The organism is Streptosporangium sp. CA-135522, from assembly GCF_050949235.1.
Classification (GTDB): domain Bacteria; phylum Actinomycetota; class Actinomycetes; order Streptosporangiales; family Streptosporangiaceae; genus Streptosporangium.
In genome coordinates, this window is the sequence record NZ_CP192026.1 from 9,277,392 (window position 1) to 9,300,525 (window position 23,134).

The 23,134-nt window shown below is 69.3% G+C and carries 25 protein-coding genes and 1 tRNA gene; 9 read left to right on the forward strand and 17 right to left on the reverse strand.

Annotated features, from left to right (window positions below):
* Positions 1-54 precede the first annotated feature (54 nt).
* The gene (locus ACQPYK_RS43600; protein WP_433245537.1) at positions 55-276 is read right to left on the reverse strand and encodes a hypothetical protein; all 222 of its coding nucleotides are present in this window, start codon (positions 274-276) and stop codon (positions 55-57) included.
* On the reverse strand, positions 277-1,437 hold the full coding sequence (locus ACQPYK_RS43605; RefSeq protein WP_433245540.1) for an FIST signal transduction protein: 1,161 nt from the start codon (positions 1,435-1,437) through the stop codon (positions 277-279).
* A 192-nt stretch (positions 1,438-1,629) separates the two neighbouring features.
* Here ACQPYK_RS43605 and ACQPYK_RS43610 point away from each other — a divergent pair, with 192 nt between their 5' ends.
* A complete protein-coding gene (locus ACQPYK_RS43610) occupies positions 1,630-3,027 on the forward strand; it encodes a sigma 54-interacting transcriptional regulator (RefSeq protein ID WP_433245543.1) in 1,398 nt (465 codons plus the stop codon).
* Between the two features lie 9 nt (positions 3,028-3,036).
* Positions 3,037-4,983: a vWA domain-containing protein gene (locus ACQPYK_RS43615; RefSeq protein WP_433245546.1), complete on the forward strand. Its 1,947-nt coding sequence runs from the start codon at positions 3,037-3,039 to the stop codon at positions 4,981-4,983.
* A 104-nt stretch (positions 4,984-5,087) separates the two neighbouring features.
* Here the strand turns inward: ACQPYK_RS43615 and ACQPYK_RS43620 are convergent, their stop codons facing one another.
* Positions 5,088-5,504 carry a DUF6292 family protein gene (locus ACQPYK_RS43620; protein WP_433259094.1) on the reverse strand — a complete coding sequence of 139 codons (417 nt, stop codon included), beginning with the start codon at positions 5,502-5,504 and terminating at the stop codon, positions 5,088-5,090.
* Positions 5,505-5,714: 210 nt separating this feature from the next.
* Here ACQPYK_RS43620 and ACQPYK_RS43625 point away from each other — a divergent pair, with 210 nt between their 5' ends.
* Positions 5,715-5,900, forward strand: a complete 186-nt coding sequence (locus ACQPYK_RS43625; protein WP_433245549.1) for a hypothetical protein — start codon at positions 5,715-5,717, stop codon at positions 5,898-5,900.
* A gap of 90 nt (positions 5,901-5,990) precedes the next feature.
* Positions 5,991-6,416, forward strand: a complete 426-nt coding sequence (locus tag ACQPYK_RS43630; protein ID WP_433245552.1) for a hypothetical protein — start codon at positions 5,991-5,993, stop codon at positions 6,414-6,416.
* A gap of 70 nt (positions 6,417-6,486) precedes the next feature.
* On the opposite strand, the gene ACQPYK_RS43635 is transcribed toward ACQPYK_RS43630, so the two are convergent.
* Complete coding sequence (locus tag ACQPYK_RS43635) at positions 6,487-7,626, reverse strand: cystathionine gamma-synthase (RefSeq protein ID WP_433245555.1); 1,140 nt, start codon at positions 7,624-7,626, stop codon at positions 6,487-6,489.
* A 185-nt stretch (positions 7,627-7,811) separates the two neighbouring features.
* Entirely contained in the window at positions 7,812-8,024 is a 213-nt protein-coding gene (locus ACQPYK_RS43640; RefSeq protein WP_433245558.1) for a hypothetical protein, read from the reverse strand.
* Between the two features lie 137 nt (positions 8,025-8,161).
* Between ACQPYK_RS43640 and ACQPYK_RS43645 the strand changes: the two genes are divergently transcribed.
* Positions 8,162-9,457: a sensor histidine kinase gene (locus tag ACQPYK_RS43645; RefSeq protein WP_433245561.1), complete on the forward strand. Its 1,296-nt coding sequence runs from the start codon at positions 8,162-8,164 to the stop codon at positions 9,455-9,457.
* A gap of 18 nt (positions 9,458-9,475) precedes the next feature.
* Here the strand turns inward: ACQPYK_RS43645 and ACQPYK_RS43650 are convergent, their stop codons facing one another.
* On the reverse strand, positions 9,476-10,846 hold the full coding sequence (locus ACQPYK_RS43650; protein ID WP_433245563.1) for a cystathionine beta-synthase: 1,371 nt from the start codon (positions 10,844-10,846) through the stop codon (positions 9,476-9,478).
* A 133-nt stretch (positions 10,847-10,979) separates the two neighbouring features.
* Between ACQPYK_RS43650 and ACQPYK_RS43655 the strand changes: the two genes are divergently transcribed.
* The 3 genes from ACQPYK_RS43655 to ACQPYK_RS43665 all read left to right on the forward strand — a co-directional run bounded on the left by ACQPYK_RS43655 (position 10,980) and on the right by ACQPYK_RS43665 (position 14,722).
* Positions 10,980-11,954 carry an SGNH/GDSL hydrolase family protein gene (locus tag ACQPYK_RS43655; protein ID WP_433245566.1) on the forward strand — a complete coding sequence of 325 codons (975 nt, stop codon included), beginning with the start codon at positions 10,980-10,982 and terminating at the stop codon, positions 11,952-11,954.
* A gap of 53 nt (positions 11,955-12,007) precedes the next feature.
* Positions 12,008-13,357: a PQQ-binding-like beta-propeller repeat protein gene (locus ACQPYK_RS43660; RefSeq protein WP_433245569.1), complete on the forward strand. Its 1,350-nt coding sequence runs from the start codon at positions 12,008-12,010 to the stop codon at positions 13,355-13,357.
* A gap of 144 nt (positions 13,358-13,501) precedes the next feature.
* Positions 13,502-14,722, forward strand: coding sequence for an acetyl-CoA C-acetyltransferase (locus ACQPYK_RS43665; protein WP_433245572.1), 1,221 nt, complete (start codon positions 13,502-13,504; stop codon positions 14,720-14,722).
* Here the strand turns inward: ACQPYK_RS43665 and ACQPYK_RS43670 are convergent, their stop codons facing one another.
* From ACQPYK_RS43670 to ACQPYK_RS43685, 4 genes are all read right to left on the reverse strand, one after another.
* Positions 14,723-15,133 (reverse strand): PPOX class F420-dependent oxidoreductase, encoded by a 411-nt coding sequence (locus ACQPYK_RS43670; RefSeq protein WP_433245575.1) that lies wholly within the window; start codon positions 15,131-15,133, stop codon positions 14,723-14,725.
* A gap of 122 nt (positions 15,134-15,255) precedes the next feature.
* Positions 15,256-15,477: a DUF4287 domain-containing protein gene (locus tag ACQPYK_RS43675; protein ID WP_433245578.1), complete on the reverse strand. Its 222-nt coding sequence runs from the start codon at positions 15,475-15,477 to the stop codon at positions 15,256-15,258.
* Positions 15,478-15,663: 186 nt separating this feature from the next.
* Positions 15,664-16,449 carry a Bax inhibitor-1/YccA family protein gene (locus tag ACQPYK_RS43680; protein WP_433245581.1) on the reverse strand — a complete coding sequence of 262 codons (786 nt, stop codon included), beginning with the start codon at positions 16,447-16,449 and terminating at the stop codon, positions 15,664-15,666.
* 153 nt (positions 16,450-16,602) lie between these two features.
* Positions 16,603-16,773, reverse strand: a complete 171-nt coding sequence (locus tag ACQPYK_RS43685; protein WP_433245584.1) for a winged helix-turn-helix transcriptional regulator — start codon at positions 16,771-16,773, stop codon at positions 16,603-16,605.
* A gap of 20 nt (positions 16,774-16,793) precedes the next feature.
* Here ACQPYK_RS43685 and ACQPYK_RS43690 point away from each other — a divergent pair, with 20 nt between their 5' ends.
* Complete coding sequence (locus ACQPYK_RS43690; RefSeq protein WP_433245587.1) at positions 16,794-17,069, forward strand: hypothetical protein; 276 nt, start codon at positions 16,794-16,796, stop codon at positions 17,067-17,069.
* 28 nt (positions 17,070-17,097) lie between these two features.
* On the opposite strand, the gene ACQPYK_RS43695 is transcribed toward ACQPYK_RS43690, so the two are convergent.
* The 7 genes from ACQPYK_RS43695 to ACQPYK_RS43725 all read right to left on the reverse strand — a co-directional run bounded on the left by ACQPYK_RS43695 (position 17,098) and on the right by ACQPYK_RS43725 (position 23,065).
* Positions 17,098-17,631, reverse strand: a complete 534-nt coding sequence (locus ACQPYK_RS43695) for a hypothetical protein (protein WP_433245590.1) — start codon at positions 17,629-17,631, stop codon at positions 17,098-17,100.
* A gap of 81 nt (positions 17,632-17,712) precedes the next feature.
* Positions 17,713-17,785 (reverse strand) — tRNA-Leu (locus ACQPYK_RS43700).
* A gap of 194 nt (positions 17,786-17,979) precedes the next feature.
* Positions 17,980-18,534 (reverse strand): peptide deformylase, encoded by a 555-nt coding sequence (locus ACQPYK_RS43705; protein ID WP_433245593.1) that lies wholly within the window; start codon positions 18,532-18,534, stop codon positions 17,980-17,982.
* Between the two features lie 59 nt (positions 18,535-18,593).
* Positions 18,594-19,091, reverse strand: coding sequence for a glycine cleavage system protein R (locus ACQPYK_RS43710; protein ID WP_433245596.1), 498 nt, complete (start codon positions 19,089-19,091; stop codon positions 18,594-18,596).
* A gap of 107 nt (positions 19,092-19,198) precedes the next feature.
* Positions 19,199-20,515 carry an NAD(P)/FAD-dependent oxidoreductase gene (locus tag ACQPYK_RS43715; protein WP_433245599.1) on the reverse strand — a complete coding sequence of 439 codons (1,317 nt, stop codon included), beginning with the start codon at positions 20,513-20,515 and terminating at the stop codon, positions 19,199-19,201.
* 171 nt (positions 20,516-20,686) lie between these two features.
* Positions 20,687-21,484, reverse strand: coding sequence for a uracil-DNA glycosylase (locus ACQPYK_RS43720; protein ID WP_433245602.1), 798 nt, complete (start codon positions 21,482-21,484; stop codon positions 20,687-20,689).
* A 198-nt stretch (positions 21,485-21,682) separates the two neighbouring features.
* Entirely contained in the window at positions 21,683-23,065 is a 1,383-nt protein-coding gene (locus tag ACQPYK_RS43725; RefSeq protein WP_433245605.1) for a hypothetical protein, read from the reverse strand.
* Positions 23,066-23,134: the final 69 nt, after the last annotated feature.

Here is a 23,134-nt window from a genome sequence, read left to right on the forward strand (position 1 = left end):
GTCCCACGGAGCCCGGCCCGGTACGGCGAGGCGCGCCGAGCGGTTGTATGAGATCTACCTCATGGATCGGCGGAAGGAGATGGCACGATGACCAGCCATCGCAGGTGGCGCGAGAGCGGCCATCTGGAGCGCGCGATCGAAACCACAGGGGGCCTGGAGCGGTTCGAAGCAGAGACGCGGCACCTGCAGGAAGAGGCTCAGGCTTGGCGTCTGCCGGTAGTGGTCGGCGGCGACCTTCGTCCCGCCGATGTCGACGGCCGGCACCGATCCGGACATCTAGCGATCGTAGGGCTGATCTGTGGCCTGCCGGGAGGAGAAGACCAGGACGGAGGCGGTGAACCCGTGCACGTGGTTCTGCCCGCCGACCGGGCCGACCTCCCCCGCCGCGAAGAACCCGGCGACGCTGATCGGACCGAGCGTGTCGCGCACCGCGACCGCGTCGTGGTCGGCGTTGCCGAACATGGCCGAACCTCGGCCGTTGCAGGAGAACAGCAGCGCACCGTCCACCCGGCCGAACTCCTCGCGGTGGGCGTCGAGCAGGTCGTAGAGATCCTCGTCGGCGGTGGCGGCGTCGCGGACCTGGAAGCGCACGGTGCGGCCGATCTCGACGACGTCACCGATGGCCACGGCCTCCCGTTCGGGGTCGATCCCGAGCACTCCCCGGATCAGGAAGTCGCCGCGCTCGTGCCGCTCGGCGTATTCGTTCATGGCGACGCCGATCTGCAGCCCGGAGGCGACCAGGTCCCGATCGTCCTCGTCCAGCGCGCTGACGATCTCCTCCAGCCGGGCCAGAGCCGGCTGGCCGGCGAGCTCGAGAAGAAGGTTGTCCTCGACGGCGGTGACGGCCATCGTCGGGCCGATCGGGCGGCACCCCTGGCTGACCACGGTGCTGATGTTTACCGGACCGCTGAGCAGCACCCCGACGGCGCCCTCGGTGTAGACCTCCCCGTCGGCGAACAGCCGCACGGCGCCCCGGCCCTGGATCGCGTTGGCCAGCCCGCCGATCAGCGGGAGGGTGCCCAGCACCTCCTGGGAGCGCTCGACGAAGCCGTCGGTGGGGAAGCTGTAGGGATCGGCGAACAGGATGGCCGCGTGATCGTCGGAGCGGCGCTCCGGCAGGCCGACCACGACGAAACGGTCATCGGTCCGTAACGTGTCCAGCGCGAAGGTCGTCAGCCGGGCCCCGTCCAGAGTGGCGGCCCAGACGCTCACCGCGGGGGTGACCTCGACCCCCTGTCCGTCGCCGATCACTCCGGTGGCGCTGCAGCCGACCACCGAGGCGTCGGAGGTCATGGCCATCACACGCAGCCCCGCGCGGGAGACGTCGTCGGGGTCGTCGCCGCAGATGAAGAAACAGACCAGGTCAGGCGGACCGGCCAGCCCTGACAGGGCCTGGCGCACCGCGATCTCGGCAGTGGTGACCAGATCGGATCCCACTGCGAGACCATCGGCGAAACGACTCGTCAATAGCGCCACTCGTCTCGCCTCCCCTTCTTGTCCGAAGCCTTGCCCTGGAGCGATTGTCCCCACTGCGGGGACAAGCACGCCCATCGACCGTCACGCAATAGTCAAGATCCGAAACCGGGATAAGAGTGCCGGTTTCGGCTTCGGGGACGTAGGCTCGATCCCGTGCCTCAAATCCCAGAGCCACGTACTCTGCGCGAGCTACGCGCGAGCGGCCATATCCACCGTACGGTAAAGGCCGAGATCCGCGAGAATCTCCTGGCCCGTCTACGGGCCGGAGAGCCACGGTTCCCCGGCATCGTGGGCTTCGACGACACCGTCCTGCCCCATCTGGAACGAGCCCTTCTCGCCGGGCACGACCTGGTCCTGCTGGGTGAGCGTGGCCAGGGCAAGACCCGGCTCATCCGCACCGTCACCGGACTGCTCGACGAGTGGACCCCGGTCGTCGAGGGCTGCGAGATCAACGACCACCCCTATGAGCCCTCCTGCGTCCGCTGCCGCCGTCTGGCCGCCGAGACGGGCGAGGAGCTGCCGATCTCCTGGAAGCACCGGGACGACCGCTACGGCGAGAAGCTCGCCACCCCGGACACCTCCGTGGGCGACCTGATCGGCGACATCGACCCGATCAAGATCGCGGAGGGGCGCACCCTCGGCGACCCGGAGACCGTCCACTACGGGCTGGTCCCCCGGAGCAACCGGGGTGTCTTCTCCGTCAACGAGTTGCCCGACCTGGCCGAGCGGATCCAGGTGTCGCTGCTCAACGTGCTGGAGGAGCGCGACATCCAGGTCCGGGGATACAACCTGCGGCTGCCGCTCGACATCCTGCTGATCGCCAGTGCCAACCCCGAGGACTACACCAACCGCGGCCGGATCATCACCCCGCTGAAGGACCGCTTCGGCGCCGAGATCCGCACCCACTACCCGTTGTCGATCGAGGCCGAGCTCACGCTCATCCGCCAGGAGGCGGCGCTCGACCAGGTGGGAGCCGACCTGCCCGACCACCTGGTCGAGGTGATCGCCCGCTTCACCCGGCTGGTGCGCGAGTCCACCGCGGTGGACGCCCGCTCCGGGGTGTCGGCCCGCTTCTCCATCGCCGCGGCCGAGACCGCGGCCGCCTCCGCCGTGCGGCGCGCGGCGCTGACCGATGAGGAGCACGCGGTCACCCGGGTGGCCGACCTGCCGGGCATCGTGCACACGTTGCGCGGCAAGGTCGAGTTCGAGGTCAGCGAGGAGGGCCGGGAGACCGAGGTCCTCGCCCACCTGCTGCGCCGGGCCACGGCCGAGACGTTCCGCGGCACGCTCGGCGGCGCGGATCTGTCCCCGCTGCTGGAGAAGTTCTCCGAGGGCGTCCAGGTCGAGTCCGGGCCCATGGTCCCCGCCGCCGAACTGCTGCGCAGGATCGGCCCGGTGCCCGGCCTGGCGAAGATCATGACGAGGCTCGGCATCGGCGACGAGTCCCCCGGGCACGCCGCGGCCGCGCTGGAGTTCGCCCTGGAGGGCCTCTACCTCCTGCGCCGCCTGTCCAAGGACGATGTGGACGGCACGGCGGTCTACCGCACCTGAGGTGTCAGCATGAGCTATCGCTATGGCGAATATCAGGACGGGCCCGACCCGCTCGCCCCGCCGTACGACGTCCGTTCGGCGCTCGACCAGATGGGCGACGCCGTCCTGTCCGGCTCCAACCCCGGCCATGCCCTGCGCGACCTGCTCAAGCAGGGCCTGCCGGGCGCGGAGAACCGGCGTGGGCTCGACGACCTGCTCCGCGAGGTACGGCGGCGCCGCCGCGAGCTGCGCGAACGTGGCCGGCTCGACGGGACGCTGGAGCGGGCCAGGGCCCTGCTGGACAAGGCGATCGGCCAGGAGCGCGGCGAGCTGTTCCCCGACCCGTCGGACGATGCCCGGCTGCGGGAGTCGGAGCTCGACGGCCTCCCGGAGGACACGGCGAGCGCGATCCAGGAGCTGAGCAACTACGAGTGGCGCTCGGCCGCCGCGCGGCAGACCTTCGAGGAGTTGCGCGACCTGCTGCGCAGGGAGGTCCTCGACAGCCAGTTCCGCGGCATGCGTGAAGCGCTGGCCAACCCCGATCCCGCCGCGATGGAGCGGGTCCGGGAGATGATGTCCGAGCTGAACGACATGCTCGACCGGGACGCGCGGGGCGAGCACACGCAAGGCGACTTCGAGCAGTTCATGTCGAAATATGGCGACATGTTTCCGGAGTCGCCGCGGAACCTGGAAGAACTGGTCGACATCCTCGCGCGCCGGGCCGCGGCCACCCAGCGCCTGCTGGCCTCGCTCACCCCTCGCCAGCGTGAGGAGCTCAACGCGCTGATCAACCAGACGCTGGAGTCGGCCGGGATGGGCGAGCAGATGCGCCGCCTGGGCGAGTCGCTCTACGCCCGCCGCCCCGACCTCGCCTGGAACACTCCCGAGCGGTTGACCGGCGAGGACCCGATGGGGATGGGCGACGCGGTGACCGCGCTGGACGAGCTCGCCGACCTGACCCAGCTGGAGGCCGCGCTCCGCCAGGACTATCCCGGAGCCCGGCTGGACGACATCGACGAGGCGGCGATCCGCCGCGCGCTGGGCCGTGCGGCCGTCGACGACCTGGAGGCGCTCCGGCAGATCGAGCGGGAGCTGGAGCAGCAGGGCTACCTCCGCCGCCAGCGCGGCAAGCTGGAGCTCACTCCCAAGGCCGTCCGGCGCCTCGGCGAGACCGCCCTGCGCCGCGTCTTCGCCTCGCTCGACTCGGGCCGTCGCGGAGACCACGACCAGGTGGACGCCGGCGCCGCCGGAGAGCTCACCGGTTCCTCCCGGCCCTGGCGGTTCGGTGACGAGCAGCCCATCGACGTGGTGCGCACGGTGGTCAACGGCGTGCGACGCGGCGGGGGCGACGGCGCGGTCACCCTGTCGGTCGACGACTTCGAGGTGGCCGAGACCGAGAGGCGCACGGCCGCGGCGGTGTGCCTGCTGGTGGACCTGTCCTACTCGATGGCCCTGCGCGGCACCTGGGCGGCGGCCAAGCAGACCGCGATGGCCCTTCAGGCGCTGGTCGCCTCGAAGTTCCCCCAGGACTCGGTGCAGATCATCGGCTTCTCCAACTACGCCCGCGTCCTGCAGCCGGACGAGCTGGCCGGGTTGGAGTGGGACATGGTCCAGGGCACGAACCTGCACCACGCCCTGCTGATCGCGGGCCGGCATCTGGACCGCCATCCCGACTTCGAGCCGGTCGTGCTCGTGGTCACCGACGGCGAGCCGACCGCCCATCTGCGGCGCAACGGCTCGGCGGCCTTCGAGTGGCCTCCCACCCAGGAAACGCTGGAGCTGACCCTCGCCGAGGTGGACAAGATGACCCGGCGCAGGGCGACGCTCAACGTGTTCATGCTCGCCGAGGACGAGCGCCTGAAGGATTTCGTGAACGAGGTGGCCCGGCGCAACGGCGGCCGGGTGTTCTCCTCCAGCGCCGACCGCCTGGGCGAATACGTCGTCAGCGACTTCCTGCGGACCCGCCGGGCACGCTGATCTCGGACGCGCTGGTCTGCAGATCCGCCGGACGCGCTGACCGCGTCCCCGATGGGAGAGGTCGGCCGCGAGTGCCTCCCGGCGGGGACGCGAGAGGCCTCAGCTCACGCGTCGGCGTATGCGAGGTAGCCGTTGAGCGCGAGGTCGAAGCCGTCGCGGTAGTGGCGGTAGGAGCGGTAGCAGGGCCGCCAGGCCGTGCTGTTGCCGACGCCCGCCCGGGCGTCGGCGATGGCGGAGGGGACGCGTTCCGGACGGAGCAGCAGACCACCGCCGAGGTAGCGGGCGTCGGCGAGCACCGTGCAGACGCCACGGTCACCGGAGACGTAACGGCCTCGGCGCCAGCCGCTCTCCTCGTCCCACACCAGCGCGTCGCCGCCGGTCAGGAGGATCGTGACGGCGCGCGGGTCGCAGGGGCCCTCCCACCAGTCGACGGCCTCGGCGCCCAGCGCGTCGACGACGCGGCTCACGTAAAGAGCCGGCTGCCTCAGCCACTCCTCGGTGTACGGCTCGACATGTTTCATACCCACAGCGGGCACTCCCTTGTGCCGTCGTGCACGGTCCGGTTCAACGCTCGCCCGGCACGACCGCGACCTCACCGCCGACGGTCCCATCACACGGGAGCGAACTCGCCAGTGATCCTACTCACTCCGCGGGGATGCTCAGGGCCGAAATGCGAAGATCTACCGTCCCGCAGTGTCCGAAAGGCGCATTATCCGCAATGTGATGTTTTCGTGACAACCACTCACATGCTCTTCCCGTCTCTCTCCCTGACGGCATCCGCCGTCACGAAGCGGAAGCGAGGCGGTCCGATGGTCGTGGCGATCGTGGTGACGCTGACGCTCATCACCTGCGTCTGCTACGAGCTGTGCGCGGTCTCCCGCGCCCGTGACAAGCAGGACCTCTCCGGCGCGCGATGACCTCGTGCGCGTCCCGGAGGGCGAAGACATCGGCGGACGGCTTGGGCGAGCCATATCCAGGCGAGATCATCGAGGGCTAGTGTCTGGCGCATGACAGACCTGCTGCTCTGGCTGCACATCGGTTTCGCGATCTTCGCCCTGGGGCCGGTCACCGCCGCCACCATGTCCACCCCCCGCTTCATCCGCGCCAAAGACGTCAGCGTGCTGCGCTATCTGCACAAGACCACGCGCGTCTACGCCATCGCGGCCGTCGGCGTGTTCGTGTTCGGTGTGCTGCTGGGCCGCGAATTCCTGGGCAGGCCCTACCTGTCGGTCTCCATGACGCTCTTCATCGTCGCCGCGGTGCTCCTGGTCATCGTGGACCGGGACCAGCTCACCGCCATCCGGGTCCTCGGCGACGAGAACCCGAACGACGACGCGAAGGTACAGACCGGGCGGATCGCCACACTCTCCGGCATCGTGGCCCTGATCTGGCTGATCATCCTGGCGCTGATGGTCTGGGGCAACCCCTCCTGAGACGACGGGCCGTCCCACCCCGGGGCGACGGGTCCTCCCAGGAGGCTGGGAGGACCCGTCGTCCCGGCTCCTAGCCCAGCGCCTGGCTCAGGTCGGCGAGCAGGTCGTCGATCGACTCGATGCCGACCGACAGGCGGACGAGGTCACCGGGGACCTCCAGCGGTGAGCCCGCCGCGGAAGCGTGCGTCATACGGCCGGGATGCTCGATCAGCGACTCCACGCCGCCGAGCGACTCTCCCAGAGTGAACAACCTGGTCCGGTTGCAGATCTCGACCGCCTCGGCCTCTCCTGCCGCCACCCGGAAGGAGATCATGCCTCCGAAACGCTTCATCTGCTTGGCCGCGACCTCGTGACCGGGGTGGTCGGGCAGACCCGGGTAGAGCACCGAGGTCACCCCGGGATGGGCGAGCAGAAGCTCGACGACGCGCTCGGCGTTGTCGCAGTGGCGGTCCATCCGCACCCCGAGCGTCTTGAGGCCGCGCAACGTCAACCACGCGTCGAACGGCCCCGCCACCGCGCCCATCGCGTTCTGGTGGAAGGCGAGCTCGGCGCCCAGAGCCGCGTCGGCCGTGACGAGCGCACCGCCGACCACATCGGAGTGGCCACCCACATATTTGGTAGTGGAGTGCACCACGATGTCCGCCCCCAGCGACAGCGGCTGCTGGAGGTAGGGCGAGGCGAAGGTGTTGTCGACCACCAGCAGCGCGCCGTTGTCGTGCGCGAGCTCGGCCAGGGCTGCGATGTCGGCGATGCCGAGCAGCGGGTTGGTGGGCGTCTCGACCCAGACGATCCTGGTCTTCTGGGTCATCGCGGCCGCCACCGCGGTCAGGTCGCCGAGCGGCACGGGGTCGTAGTGCAGGCCCCAGCGCGCGTGGACCTTGGAGAACAGTCGGTAGGTGCCGCCGTAGGCGTCGTTCGGAATGATGACATGGTCGTCCGGCTTGCAGACCGTGCGGAGCACCGCGTCCTCGGCCGCCAGGCCGGAGGCGAAGGCCAGGCCCCGGGAGCCGCCCTCGACGGCGGCCATGGCCTCCTCCAGCGCGGTCCTGGTCGGGTTGGCCGACCGGCTGTACTCGTATCCGGCGCGCAGCCCGCCCACGCCGTCCTGCTTATACGTCGACACCGCGTAGATCGGCGGAACTACGGCCCCTGTGTGGGGGTCAGGCTCCTGACCTGCGTGGATGGCAAGCGTCTCGAATCCTTCACTCATACGGCCAACGCTACTCGCAAAAGCACCTGCGCCATGCGACAGCATGACGACCCGGCCATGTCGCCCGGACCCGGCCATCCCCTTCCCGAACCGAGCACGGCACTCGTGTCCGGACATCTCATGCGACGGCCCGCCGCCGGCACGGACGCGCCAGACGGCAGGTCCACCGGGACGGGCGCCGGCCGTCAGGCCGCCTGGGGCTCGTGGTCCTCCACCCGGCGCACCGGCAGCCGCACGAGTTCGCCGCCGGCGCTCAGCGGCGGAGCCTGAATGTGACGGCCGCTGGCGCCCTGCGCGTCCTCCCCGTTGATGCGCGACAGCAGGACGGGGTCCGCGAGCACCAGGGACACCACGACCAGGAGCCCGACGGCCAGCAGCACGATTCCGATGATGGTCATTTCCCTCTTCCCTTCGACGCTTCAAGCATCGCCGGCGCCCCCTGGCTCCGCCTCCGCTGAAGGATCGGTTCAAAGGCGGACCTGTCAGCCGAACGGCTGATATATCGGGTCGTCCATCAGGCCTAGGCTCAGGGGCCGTGGGAGAAACACATCGCCTCGTCTACTGGATCCAGCGGCTCAGCGAGTTCGCGCTCATCGGCTGGCTCTCGCTGCTGCTCCTCGTCGACATCGCGGCGGCGGTGTCGAACGGTTCCTGGGCGATGTGGTCCGGCCCCCTGTGCGGCTTCGTCGGCGTCCTGGCCGTGCTGTGGCGCCGCACCCGGCGGGTCAGCGGATTCGCCGTGCTCCTGGGGCTGTCGTTCGCCTCCACCCTGGTCGTCGGCGTCATCGGTGACCGGGGGATGCCGGGGCTGGCCGAGACGGGATCGCTGCTGATCCTGACCATCGGCGGGTTGCGCTGGATCGAGCCGATCCGGCGGGCCGGGCTGTTCTCCCTGGCGTCGATGATCGTGCTGGAGGCCGCCGCCGGGCGCACGAACCAGGACAGCATGGCCATCGCCGTCGGTTTCCTCGCCTTCATCGGCTGGTCCGTCGCCGCCGCGGTCGGCGCCTACCTCCGCTTCCAGTTGGAACGACGCAAGGAGGCGGTGAGCTCCGTACGGCGGGCCGAACGCCTGGAGCTCGCCAGGGAACTGCACGACCTGGTCGCCCACCACATCACCGGGATCGTCGTCCAGGCGCAGGCGGCCAAGGTCGTCGCCGAGCAGAAACCGGAGGCCGTGGTCCCCTCACTGGAGGCGATCGCCACCGCCGGCGCCGACGCGCTGACCTCGATGCGCCGGCTGGTGAGCGTGCTGCGCGCCGAGGACGAGGCCGACCGGTCCCCGGGCACCACGCTCATGGACATGCGCACGATGGTGGAACGCTTCTCCGCCGGCGGTCCCCGGGTCGCCTTCGACATCGGCCAGGGCATCACCGACGAGACCCTGGCGCCGGAGATGATGACCACCCTGCACCGGGTCCTGCAGGAGTCGCTCACCAACGTCCGCCGGCACGCCCCGGGGGCCGGCTGGGTGGAGGCCGACCTGAGGCTGGTCGACGGTTTCCAGGATTGGCACGGTCCCGGCGGGCGACCCCCGAACAGCGGACAGCCCCCCAACGGCGGACAGCCCCCGAGCAGCGGCCACCCCTCGAACGGCAGGCAGTCCCCTAACGGCAGGCAGGACGCGCGCAACCAGCCGGGCGGCGCGACCAGAACGGTACGGCTGCGCGTGCGCAACTACGGCTCGGCGGCCGACATCAGGGTCTCCCGCCTGGGCGGCGGGTTCGGCCTGGTGGGCATGGCCGAGCGCGTTGAGGCGCTCGGCGGCCGCCTTGTCGCCGGCCCCACCCCGGAGGGGGCCTGGGAGGTGCTGGCGGAGTTCGTCGTCTGACCGGTCGTCGCCGGTCGGTCAGTGATTGGCCAGGAAAGCCAGCAGGTCCTGGCGGGTGAGCAGCCCGACCGGCTTGCCGTCGTCGAGGACGACCGCGGCGTCGGCCTTCTCAAGCGCCTCGACCGCGATGGAGACCGGCTCACCCGCGCCGATCATCGGCAGCGGCTGGGACATGTGGTCGGCCAGCGGGTCGGTCGGCCGGACCCGGCCGCGATAGAGGGCGTCGAGCAGGTCGCGCTCCAGGATCGAGCCGACCACCTCGGCGGCCATGACCGGCGGCTCCTCCTTCATCACCGGAAGCTGCGACACGCCGTACTCCCGCATGATGGAGATGGCCGTGTCGACCGACTCGTGCGGGTGGGTGTGCACGAACTCCGGCATGCCGGAGCTCTTGCGGGTCAGCACGTCCCTGACCAGGCCCTCGTCGCTGGAGGTGGTCAGGAAGCCGTAGTCGGCCATCCAGTCGTCATTGAAGATCTTCGACAGGTAGCCCCGGCCGCCGTCGGGCAGCAGCACGACCACCACGTCGTCCGGACCGGCCTGCTTGGCCACGCGCAGCGCGGCGACCGCGGCCATGCCGCAGGAGCCGCCCACCAGCAGCGCCTCCTCGCGGGCCAGGCGGCGGGTCATGCCGAAGGAATCCTTGTCGGAGACCGCGATGATCTCGTCGCAGATCGTGGTGTCGTAGGTGGCCGGCCAGATGTCCTCACCGACGCCCTCCACCAGGTAGGGCCGCCCGGTGCCGCCGGAGTAGACCGAGCCCTCCGGGTCGGCACCGATGATCTTGACGCGGCCGCCGGAGACCTCCTTGAGGTAACGGCCGGTGCCGCTGATCGTGCCGCCCGTGCCGACACCCGCCACGAAGTGGGTGATGCGGCCCTCGGTCTGCTCCCAGATCTCCGGACCGGTGGAGTGGTAGTGGCTGTCGGGGTTGTTCGGGTTGGAGTACTGGTCCGGCTTCCAGGCGTTCGGCGTCTCCCTGGCCAGCCGATCGGAGACGGAATAGTAGGAGTTGGGGTGGTCAGGAGAGACCGCCGTCGGGCAGACCACGACCTCGGCGCCGTAGGCGCGCAGCACCGCGATCTTGTCCTGGGCCACCTTGTCGGGCACCACGAACAGGCACTTGTAGCCTCGCTGCTGGGCCACGATGGCCAGGCCGACCCCCGTGTTGCCCGATGTGGGCTCCACGATCGTGCCCCCCGGACGCAGCGCGCCCGACTTCTCGGCGGCATCGATCATCCGGACCGCGATTCGGTCTTTCACCGAACCGCCCGGGTTGAAATACTCCACTTTGGCCAGCACCTGAGCCGGCGCCCCCGCCGTCACTTTGTGCAGCCGGACGAGTGGAGTGTTTCCCATCAACTCCACGAGTGAATCATGTACGCGCACCGGATGATCACCTCGAAATACCAAAGCTCTGTCAGCTTGTTGTGTCGAACGCCGAGATCCCCTGGGGTGGTCGGGACCCGGTCAGCTTTCAGGACAACGCTACCGCCGCGCCGTATCGAGGGAGCAACGCCACGTGACCTGGACACCGGGGGCGGCACGAACCGCCCGGCGCATCGCCGCGGCCGCGGCCGTGGGCGGAGGGGGTCTGACCGCGCTGGGCGCGGCCACCTACGGGCTCCTGCTGGCCGAGGCCATGGTCGCCCGCCGGATCGTCGGCCGTCCGCACGGCATGGAGGGACCGCCGTCGGACGGGGTCTACGGCGCCTTCGAGGGCGAGCCGATCCGGATGGTCATGCTCGGCGACTCCACCTCGGTCGGTCTGGGCACCACGGATCCCGCAGAGACCCCGGGCGTGTTGATCGCCTCGAGCCTGGCGGTCGTCGCCGAGCGACCGGTGCGGCTGACCGTGGTCGGCAAGTCGGGGGCGGCCTCGGCGGAGCTGGCCGAGCAGGTGGACCGGGCGCTGGAGGCCGGGCCCGAGATCGCGGTCATCTTCGTCGGCGCCAACGACGTCACCACGCAGAGACTGCCCGCGCAGGCCGTACGGCACCTGCAGAAGGCGGTGCGGCGGCTGCGTGAGGCCGGGGCCGAGGTGGTCGTGGGCACCTGTCCCGACCTCGGTACGGTCCGGCCGATCGTGCAGCCGCTGCGCTGGGTGACCCGGCGCTGGAGCCGCCAGCTCGCCGCCGCGCAGACGGTCGCCGTGGTCGAGGCGGGCGGGCGGACGGTGGCCTTCGCGGACCTACTGGGAGAGGAATTCGATACAAACCCAGATGAAATGTTCGGACCGGATCGTTTCCATCCATCTGTCCAAGGTTATCTACAGATTGCTTACGCGGTGCTACCTTCTGTAGGCAGTGCGTTGGGACTGTGGCCCGAACCTCGGCCCCAGCGCAGTGAGTCGATCTACCTCGCGGCGGCTATGGCCGCGGAGGAACCCGGCACCGAGGTCTCCGCGACCCGCGTCGCCGGTCGAGCGACCGGACCCCACGGACGGTGGGTGACGATGCTCCGCCGGAGGCCTGGGGCGCTGCCCGACGATGCCTGAACACGGTTACCCTCCGCGGCGAAGTCGTGACGTCTCGCCCGCATTGGAGTGGAATGCCCGTGATCCGGCCTCACGCGAAACCGGCTCTGGTGCTCGCCGCAGCCCTGGCCCTGGCTGGCTGCTCCGGCAGTGAAGCGGCCACACCGACCTACCCCACCTGGCACAACGCCGAGGTGAACGCGGTCAGCCGCACCGCCGCCGGCGGCGGCGTCGCCATGACGACCGCCATGAAGCCCGACGGCACGCTGGAGACGGTGGCCGTCGACCTCGCCTCGGGCCGGAAGCTGTGGTCCCACCCCGCGACCATGGCGGGGCGCCTGCCGGGGATGGGGGTCCCGGCTCCGGCGATCGTCGAGACCGGCGCGAACCAGGCCGTCGCCGTCGCGCTCGACCCCGCCAGGCAGGGCCGCTGGAACGCCACACTCGTCGCCCGCGACGCGAGGAGCGGGGCGCAGAAGTGGACCCGCCCGGTGCACTCCACGTTCGGACCGCAGAAGTGCGGCGCGTTCGTGTGCATGCCGGAGCAGACCGCCCTGGCCACGGCCCGGGTCGTGGTGCTCGACCCCGCCACCGGCGAGCTGAAGTGGAAGCTGCCCGGCATCGCCGAGGTCGAGTGGTCCGACGCCTCCCACGTCGTGTTCCTGCGCCTGGCCCAGCATCCCGTCCTGGAGCAGTACGACCTGAGGACCGGCAAGATCGGCTGGCGGTTGCCGATCGAGCAGCCTCTCGGCGGCGGGGTGGACATGTCGGGCGGCTGGTCGTTCGGCGCGACGGCCGACAACCTCATCGGCTACATCGCCCCCTACACCGACCCCACCACGAAGAAGGTCTCCACTTTCGGTCTCTTCTCCGTCAAGCTCGCCGACGGCTCGGTCAACTGGATCCGCCCCTCGGTGGTGCGCGTCTACCCCAGCGGCAGCCCCGGTTTCGCGCCGGTGGTCCGCCCGGTCGACCAGCAGGGCCAGTACGGCGGCTTCGCCCGGCTCGACGCCGAGAGCGGCCGGGTCCTCGGCCAGATCCCGGCCACCCAGGTTCCCGACTCGGGCTGGTGGCTGGCTTTCCCCTCCGGGATGGAGAAGCTCGGCTTCCTCAAGCACGGCAAGCCCGGCAGCGCCTTCGACCTGACCACCGGCCAGAACGCCGAGATCAAGGACGAGCGGGGCTGGTCCTTCTGCGTCACCGACCCCAAGCCCCTCGCACTCAAGGGTCAGGCCCCCGGCTTCTACTCGGTGGCCTCGCTGTGCGAGTTCGAACTGGCCGACGGCAGGAAGATGAACGGCGCCGACGCGCCGCCCGCCTGGTTCACCGGCAGCCAGAACGGCTGGCGGACCTGGCGCGACGAGCGGGGCGGCCTGCACGGGATCAAGGACGGTACCGGCACCTCGCCGGGCATGTACGGCTGAGCAGCTGTGACAGGGGCCCGTCTCCGGGTGGGCCCCTGTGCATGCCGTACAAAGTTCTGTTTCATCCCGCCCCGGGGCGTGGCATATGGGCTACCGCGCGGTAACCTCCGCAGGAGGAGCGACCAACGAACCCAGGAGAGCCACATGCCCGAGGCAGTCATCGTCGCAACCGCGCGCTCGCCGATCGGACGCGCCTTCAAGGGGTCCCTCAAGGACATCCGTCCCGACGACCTGACCGCGCAGATGATCAAAGCCGCGCTGGCCAAGGTCCCCCAGCTCGACCCGACCACCATCGACGACCTGATGCTGGGCTGCGGCCTGCCGGGCGGCGAGCAGGGGTTCAACATGGCCCGCGTGGTCTCCACGCTGCTCGGGCTGGACACCGTGCCCGGCACCACCGTCACCCGCTACTGCTCGTCCTCGTTGCAGACCACCAGGATGGCACTGCACGCGATCAAGGCGGGCGAGGGCGACGTGTTCGTCTCGGCGGGCGTGGAGTGCGTCTCCCGTTTCGCCAAGGGCAATTCCGACTCGCTGCCCGACACGCAGAACGGGATGTTCGACGAGGCCCGCACCCGTTCGGCCAAGGCCGCCGAGGGCGGCGCCGGAGTGTGGCACGACCCGCGTGAGAACGGCGCACTGCCCGACGTCTACATCGCGATGGGCCAGACCGCGGAGAACCTCGCCGGTCTGAAGGGCATCTCCCGCCAGGAGCAGGACGAGTTCGGTGTCCGGTCCCAGAACCTGGCCGAGAAGGCGATCGCCAACGGCTTCTGGGAGACGGACATCACCCCGGTCACCCTGCCCGACGGAACCGTGGTCGGCAAGGACGACGGTCCTCGGGCGGGCACCACCTACGAGGCGGTCTCGCAGCTGAAGCCGGTCTTCCGCCCGGACGGGACGGTCACCGCCGGCAACTGCTGCGCGCTGAACGACGGCGCCGCAGCCGTGATCGTGATGAGCGACACCAAGGCCGCCGAACTGGGCATCACCCCCCTCGCCCGGATCGTCTCCACCGGCGTGACGGGCCTGTCTCCCGAGATCATGGGCCTGGGACCGGTCGAGGCCTCCAAGCAGGCCCTGGCGCGGGCGGGCATGTCGATCGGCGACGTGGACCTCGTCGAGATCAACGAGGCGTTCGCCGCCCAGGTCATCCCGTCCTACCAGGACCTCGGCATCGACCTCGACCGGCTCAACGTCAACGGCGGCGCCATCGCGGTGGGCCACCCGTTCGGCATGACCGGCGCCCGGATCACCTCCACACTGATCAACAGCCTCAGGTTCCACGACAGGTCGATCGGCCTTGAGACCATGTGCGTGGGCGGCGGCCAGGGCATGGCCATGGTCCTGGAGCGCCTCAGCTAGTCAGCCGTGGACGTCGGGGCCGGCGCGGGTGAGATCGATCCTCAGAATCACCCGCCGGTCCCGCTCCATGGCCCGGCGATAGTCGTCCCAGTCGGGATGCTCGCCGGAGATGTCGCGGTAGTAGCTCACCAGCGGTTCCATCGCCTCGGGAAGCGAGACGATCTCGGCGGTGCCCTCGATCTGGATCCACTCGCCGTAGAAGGCGTCGGTCGTCACACAGAGCGCCATCCGGGGACTCCTGCGGAGGTTGCGGACCTTCGCGGCGGTCTCCCGGGTGCTGACGATCGCATGCCCCTCGGCATCCAGCCCGACGGTGACCGGCGACATCTGCGGCCGCCCGTCGGCGTGCCAGGTCAGCAGGACCGCGCGATGGTTGTCGCGGATGAAATTACGTGCCTTGTCGAGATCCATGACACCATCATGCCCGCTCACCCGGGAGAAGATCATGCTTGCGCGCGAAGGCTCGCGCCGACGGACGAAGGCCCGCGCCTCCGTCCGGAGGTGCGGGCCTTCGCGAAGATGGACGGTTGCAGTCAGCGGTTACGGCGGTGCCTCTCGTGCTCGTGCACGATGGCGGCGGCGTAGCCGTGGGTCAGCCCGTGCTCGTCGGCGAGCCAGTTGGCGCGCTCGTCACAGCGCAGGAAAGACGGGCCGTTGTCGATGGCTTGGAACCACTCTGGGAGGGCGCGTCCTGTTATGTCCGAAACCCTTGCGATCAGCTTGCTCTGCGTCTCCAGTGAGTGGTTCAACGACATGGGCACCTCCACGGATAGGGCTCCTTTGCTCGACAGTGCATCACGAGTCCGCAGATAGCAAGCCCTCACTAGCTGGTCATCAGTGATGATTGGTCGCTCATTGGTGGCTTCTCGTTCATCGGCGTGCCCACCCTGGGAAAGAAAAAACCCCGCTCGAGCAGTCTCCGGCGGGGTTTTCGCTCGCGGCTAGTCGTTGCTGGTGAAGTAGCTCAGGAACCGCAGGATCTCCAGGTAGATCCACACCAGGGTGACCGTCAGGCCGAAGGCCATCAGCCAGGAGTATTTCTCCGGGGCGCCGGCGCGCACGCCCTGCTCGACCGAGTCGAAGTCCAGCAGCAGGAAGAAGCACCCCACGAGGATCGCCGCGATGCTGAACACGTAGGCCAGGGCACCGCCGGAGCGGATGCCGATGCCGTCGGCGATGAAGAAGCTCGCGACTATGTTGACGAGCATGAGGCCCATCAGGCCGATGCCCGCCGCCACGACGAACCTGGTGAACTTCGGCGTGACGCGGATGATGCGCAGCGAGTACACGATGAGCATGGCGGCGAAGGCCAGAGCCGTGCCGACCACGGCCTGGAACACGATGCCGTGGTACAGGTCGTTGTAGATGTGGCTGACCACGCCGATGGCCACGCCGTAGGCGACCGAGTAGCCGAGGATCAGCGCCGGGTTCGTGCTCTGCTTGAACGAGATGATCAGGCCGAGCACCAGGCCGACGATCACGCCGACGGCCAGGGCGGCCGTGCCGAGGTTGAGGGTCCAGGCCACCGCCGCGGAGACGATCAGCGTGCCCAGGGTGATGAAACCGCGCACGACCACGTCGTCGATCGTCATGGTCCGCTGCGCGGGGGGCGCGTACGACGGCCTGTCGTACATGCCCTGAAGCTGGTCAGGGGTGGGTGTCGGCGATCCCCAGCCCTGCTGGTGTCCCTGGGACTGTCGACTGAATACGGGGTTCTTGCTCTCCATCGCTGCCTCCACGCTGCGACCTACGCGATCAGCGTATTAGATCGGTTGTCACACGGCCGTATCGTGTTGATATCCATGTCTGTCCGGTCTTCGCGGCCGTACGGCTACCGCCGAATGATCCAACGAACGGCCTCGGCTTCAGGTTCCCGGCGGTCACACCGGCATCACCACCCGCTCGTCGAAGAGGAGCTGGGCCGCCTCGACCTCGTCGAGATTGCGCCGGGCCCACTCGCAGATGCCCGTCACGGTGACGAGCAGCTCCCGTCCGATCCCGGTGAGCGTGTATTCCACCCTGGGCGGGGAGGTCGGGTATTCGCCGCCCATGGTTACTATTTTATACCTGGGTGCGGATTGATCCCGGTGGGTCGGCGAAGCCGACCTATCCGTTCGAGCCGCAGTGGTCCCGGGCCCGGATCTCTGTCCCGTTCGAGGCCGATGGGTTCATCGGCTGGTACGCCGACCGGCGCATCGCCGGTCGGCGGCGCAGGGGTGACGGATACGAGGCGGTAGTGATCGACTTTCAGGGGCAGGTGCGACGCGTGCTCACCGTCATCGCCGACGCCAAGAAGCAAGAAGTAGGACAAGCACCCCGTGTACTTCACGAGGGGGTGCTGAGGTGAGAGCGGGTCGTTTCAGTCGTTCGTTCATCTACTTGCCGGTGACGGTCGCCTGGGGGAGCGACTCCTTGCGCGCCTCGGGCGTGCCGATCACGACCGCCACGAGGCCGTTGCCCACCTGTGCGGACGCGCTACCGCTCAGTTCGACCTTCGTCTCACGGGTCTTGACCTTGACCATCATGCGAGTCGGAGTACAGATCAGATACACGGTGCTGTCCCAGGATGCAAGGGCCGCAGGCTCGACCTGTCCGGCGAAGCCTTCCTCACCGCTGGTGCTGGCGCCGCTGGACTGGTCCAGCCCGATGGAGAGGCTCCACTCCTCGCCGCTGCCGTGATCGGTGAGCCCGCAGGTGCCCTTGGCGTTGATCCACGGCGCCAGGTCGTGGGAGCCGACCTGGATCCGCGCCAGCGCCTTGTCCGCCTTCTCATCCAGGTCGCCCTTGGTGCGCACCGCCTTCAGCGTGGCGAGCGGCCAGCTCGCCGGGTCCTTCAGGATCGGGTCCTCGGCCGGGGACGAGCAGGCGGTCAACGCGAGCAGTAGCACGATCGTCGATTTCTTCATCACGGATGATCAACATAGCGTCCGGTTCACCAGCGCCATACGCCGATCCTTGGTCACGGGCCTGATGCGGCAGATCACCGTCAGTGCCCCCGGAGGGACTCGAACCCTCACTCGAACCCTTTTAAGGGGTTTGCCTCTGCCATTGGGCTACGGGGGCGCCGCAATCATACGTAACAGACCACTCATCCGAGGAGCACAACTTCGTATCATGAGTCACACGAACTCGTGATCATTGACGCGCCCGGTCTCCGCAGGGGCGTCGGCCGGTCGGATCGCGACGGCGACGGGCACCCCGGTCCCGGACTTACCACGGAGAACGGCAAGAAAAACTGGATTTAAGGCGCAAAGCTCTCAATAGTCACTGAAGTCACCCGCAGTCGTCCGCTCTCCGGCAGGCCCCGACCCCGTACGGTGAGCCGCCCGGGCTCCGATGACACGATCCATGAACAACACGCCGTCGAGGTGGTCGAGCTGGTGCTGGATGCACCGGGCCTCCAGTGCGTCGGCGTCGACGACGACGGGTGCGCCGGTGCCGGGGCTCTCTCCGCGGACGGTGATGCGGGTGGCTCGCAGGACGTCTGCGACCAGGCCTGGAACGGACAGGCAGCCTTCACGGCCGGGCTCCCAGCGGGAGGCGGCGACCAGGTGGGGGTTGGCCACGACCAACTCCCCCGCGCAGGAGCGGGCCCGGGGATGGGAGGAGACGTCGAAGGAGAGCAGACGCCAGCCCACGCCTATCTGCGGGGCGGCCAGGCCCACGCACCGCCGGACCCGGCGCATGGTGGCGAGGAGGTCGGCCGCCGCGGCCACGACCAGGGGGTCGGTGGGGTCGACGGGCAGGGCCCGAGCGGTCAGCACGGGATGCGGGGCGGCGATCAGCTCGCGGGGAGCGCCGGTCGTGACCATGTCCTAGGTCCTGCCGGGGAACGCGGGCGCCGTCGTGTCCCGCCGTACGGAGGCACCCATCACAGCACCTCCGGCTCGGCGGGGCGGAAGGTCATCTCCGATCCGAGATCCACGCCCACCGCGGCCAGGCGGCACATCAGATCCGCCACGTCCACCGCCTCCGGCAGCCGCACGTCCGCGATCAGGACGTACAGCCGGCCGCACAGGCGGGTGGTCATGCCGGTGATGTCGCCGCCGGCCCCGGCGAGCACCGCGCTGATCGCGGAGATGATGCCGGGCCGGTCGGGACCGTGGACGGTGAGGACGTAGCCGAGGCCGCCCACGGCCCGGTCGAGGTCACGGCGGGACTCGACGTCGGTCACGGTGACGACCACGCCGGGGAAAGCCGAGGCGGGCGGCAGCCGGCCGGAGACCAGCAGCATCATCGCCACGTGGCCGCCGAGCAGCGTCATCGCCGAATCCTCGACGTTCGCACCGCACCCGGCGAGCACCGAGGTCACCTCGGTGATCATTCCTGGTCTGTCCACTCCCAGCACGGTGACCGCAGACAAGCCCACCCCTGGCCCCCTCCCGGCTCGGGCTGGGGGCTCAAGGGACGAGCATGACAATCAGCAACAAACCCTGACGAGAACCCAGCAGTTTCCCACCCGTGGGTGCCAGGAACTCAGCTCGTCGCCGCCTCGCGGAACTCCGTACGCGGCTCCTCGATCTCTCCGAGCGAGACGGTTTCCCGCTTGAAGAACAACGCCAGGGTCCAGTCCGCCATCACACGGACCTTGCGGTTGAGAGTAGGCACCCGCGACAGATGGTAGGTGCGGTGCATGAACCACGCAGGCAATCCGCGAAGCTTGACCCCGTAGACGTTGGCGACGCCCTTGTGCAGGCCGAGACCGGCGACCGATCCGACGTACTTGTGCCGGTAGTCGACCAGTTCCTGCCCGTGAAGCAGGCGGGTGATGTTGTCGGCGAGGACCTTGGCCTGCCGGACGGCGTGCTGGGCGTTGGGCGCGCAGTACTGACCCGGGTTGGTCACGTCGGGCACCCCGGCGACGTCTCCGGCCGAGAAGGCGTCCTCGACTCCGGCCACGGTCAGACGGGTGGTCGCCTTGATCCGGCCGCGCTCGTCCAGCGGCAGGTCACCGGCGTTGGCGACCGGGCTGGGCTTCACGCCGGCGGTCCACACGATGGTGGCCGACTCGAACTCCTCGCCGTCGGAGAGCTTGACCAGGCCGCCCACGCAGGATTCCAGGCGGGTGTTCAGCTTGACCTCGATGCCGCGCTCGCGCAGCTGCTCGGCGGTCCACTTGCCCATCTCGGGACCGACCTCGGGAAGGATGCGGTCGGTCGCCTCGACGAGGACCCAGCGCATGTCCTTGCGGGAGATGTTGCGGTAGTAGCGGACGGCGTCGACCGCCATGTCCTCCAGCTCTGCGAGCGCCTCGACGCCCGCGAAGCCACCGCCGATCACGACGAACGTCAGCGCCCGGCGGCGCAGGGCCTCGTCGTCGTCGGACTCGGCCCGGTCGAGGAGTTCGAGCACCCGGTTGCGCAGCGCGATCGCCTCGCCGACCGTCTTGAAGCCGATCGCGGCGTCGGCGAGGCCGGGGATGGGAAGCGTGCGGGAGATGGAGCCGGCGGCCATGACCACGATGTCGTAGCCGATCTCGTGCGGCGTGCCGACGTTGGGCGCGAAAGTGACCGTCTTGGAAGCGTGGTTGACCTTGGAGACCTTGCCGTTGAGGATCCGCGCCTTCCTCAGAACCCGGCGGAGGGGGACCACCACGTGCCGCGGCGAGAGGTTTCCCGCCGCCGCTTCGGGCAGGAACGGCTGGTAGGTCATGTGGGATTCGGGGGTGAGGACAGTGATGCGCACGCTGCCGTCGCGCAGCTCCTTGCGGAGCGTGTGCTGCAGTCGGAGCACGGTATAGAGACCGACGTAGCCGCCACCGACGACCACGATGTGCTTGGAGTTGCGGTTCACTTCGGCGCCATCCTTAGGTCCAAGGCTTTGTGAAAGCTTTCACAAGCATACGTCCGTCCCTCGGGCCCCGCCATGTCCACTTTGGACAAGTTCCGAGATTTTTTTCACAATCGGGAGGAATCGTCTACCTTCTCCCCCAAAGATCGGTCGATATTCTCCTTGTGATCGACTTCACAAGGAGCGTAGGACGTTTGCCCTGGTGAAGAGCTGGTCGAGCATTTCGGCGGTCACCCGGCCGGTGAAAGTGTTCTGCTGGCTCGGGTGGTAGCAGCCGAGCAGGTGCGCGACGGTCCCGTCACGAGAGATCTCCACCTCGGCGCCGTGCCCGAAGGGCGGCCTCGGGCGCGGCAGGTCGTATCCCGCGTCCTTCAGCGCGGGCCAGACCGCCTGCCAGGCGAAGCCGCCCAGCGCGACCACCACCCGCACGCTGTCGGCGACCAATGCGAGCTCGCGGGCCAGCCAGGGGAAGCAGGCGGCCCGCTCCGACGGATCGGGCTTGTTGGCCGGCGGCGCGCACCGGACGGCGGCCAGCATGCGGGCGCCGACGAGCCGCTGCCCGTCGTCCGCGTGGACGCTGGTCTCCTGCGTCGCCAGGCCCGTACGGTGCAGCGAGGCGAACAGCCAGTCTCCGCTGCGGTCTCCGGTGAAGATGCGGCCGGTGCGGTTGCCCCCGTGCGCGGCCGGAGCCAGCCCGACGATGAGAACCTCCGGCTTCTCCTCCCCCCACCCCGCGATGGGCCGTCCCCAGTAGGTCTCCTCAGCGAAGGCCCGCCGCTTGACCGTCGCCACCTCCTCACGCCATTCCACCAGGCGCGGGCAGGCCCGGCAGACCGACTGCCGGGCGGTGAGTTCGGCGAGGGTACGGCTCGCACCGGCGAGCTCGCCCACCTGGGCGGGGTCGTGGGCGACGGGTGTGTCCGGCCGGGCGGGGTCGCCCGGCCAGCCGGATCCGGGAGGAACACAGGTCATGCCCTCGATGGTGCCCGATCGGACGAGGGCGATCGACCAGAGGCCGTACGGGCTCCAGCGCCGAGAGCGGGGGCGGGGCGGGATGGAGCGGGGGCGAGGTGAGGCGAGGAAAACGAAACAGGCGGTGCCCGCCGGATGCGGGCACCGCCTGTTTCGTTTCGGATGAGGTCCGGCGTCAGACGCCGGTCCCGGTTCTGACTAGGCGGGGCAGACGGCGTCGTAGCTCACGGGCAGCGAGCCCGCGCCGACGATCGCCAGCTTGGCGGTCCCGCTCTTGGTGCCGTCCGAGGCGCTGGAGAAGGAGACGCTCTTGCTGCCGGCCGAGGCGAAGTCAAGGTCACCGGACTTCACGACGTTGCCGTTGAGGGTCCAGACGTACTTGACCGTGGTCGCGCCGGTGGCGTAGACGCTGCCGGTGCCGGTGACCGAGGCCGCCGGGCACGCGCCCGCGACCTGGCTGGCCGAGGCGTTCTCGATCCAGGACTTGACCTCGGGGGCGGCCTTGCAGGTGACCCGGCCCTGGACGGTGCCGCTGGTGGAGCCACCGTAGATCTCGATCGCGCGGCTGCTCGTCCCGGACGCCGAAGCGGTCCAGGAGTCGCTCACGGTGCGGCTCTGGTAACCGCCACCGGTGAAGTAGACGCTCTCCCAGCCGCCCGCGACGCCGTTGCGGATCCAGCGGTACTTCACGGTGCCACGGCCGTAGGAGGCCTTGATCGTGCCGGTGAAGGAGCGGGTGACCGGGCAGTCACCCTGGTAGTCCGCCGGGGCGTCGACGGAGGCCGAGACCGCCGGCGACGAGTCCCCGCACCAGATCTTGAAGTAGGCGCGAGCGGAGGAGGTCTCGACCGGGTCGATGATCTGCAGAACCGCCCAGCCACGCAGGTCGTCGTGCGGCCTGATCACGTGGTAGACCCGGCGCGAGCCGTCGACGTGGACGGAGTCGCGGTCGACGACGTGGCCGTTGACGACCCACTGGTAACGCACCCAACGCGGGCCGGAGGAGGTGATGCGGCCGACCAGGGTCGCCTCGCAGTTGCCCTCGTCCACCCACGCCTGGGCGCCGACGGTGCCGGTGTTGACGACTTCCTTGTCACCGTCCCACTCGTCGTCGCCACAGGAGACCTTGAAGTAGCCCTTGCTGGAGGTGGCCTTGCGCGGCGACAGGACCTGGAGTGCCTCCCAGCCCCTGACGTCACCGCCCTTGAAGGTCGACGACTCCTTCACCGTGAAGCTCTTGAGGCCCTTGCCCTTGACGGTGAAGCTCTTGACCGAGCTCTTGGAGCCGTTGCCACGCAGCCAGCGGTAGGCGACGGTGGTCTTGCCCCCGTGGGTCCTCACCTTGATCTTCGAAGAGAAGGTCACCCGGGTGGGACACGTGTCGGAGTGCGAGGGGGAGGCGCTGGTCTTGCCGACCGAGATCGCGGGCCTCGACTTGGCGAGGGAGGAGGCGGCTGCCTTCCCTGCCTGGTTGGAACCGCTGGCCGCCGCTGCGGGCGTGGCCAGAAGCCCCGCCGCCATGGTCGCCAGCATGGCCGCGCTGGCTCCTACGGCGGCTAGCTTACGAGCTAGTCCGGACATGAGGGGATGCTCCGTTTCGTTAGGAACGAAAGTGCGCTCCGGAGACGGTTGCCGCCCCGACACCAGCTG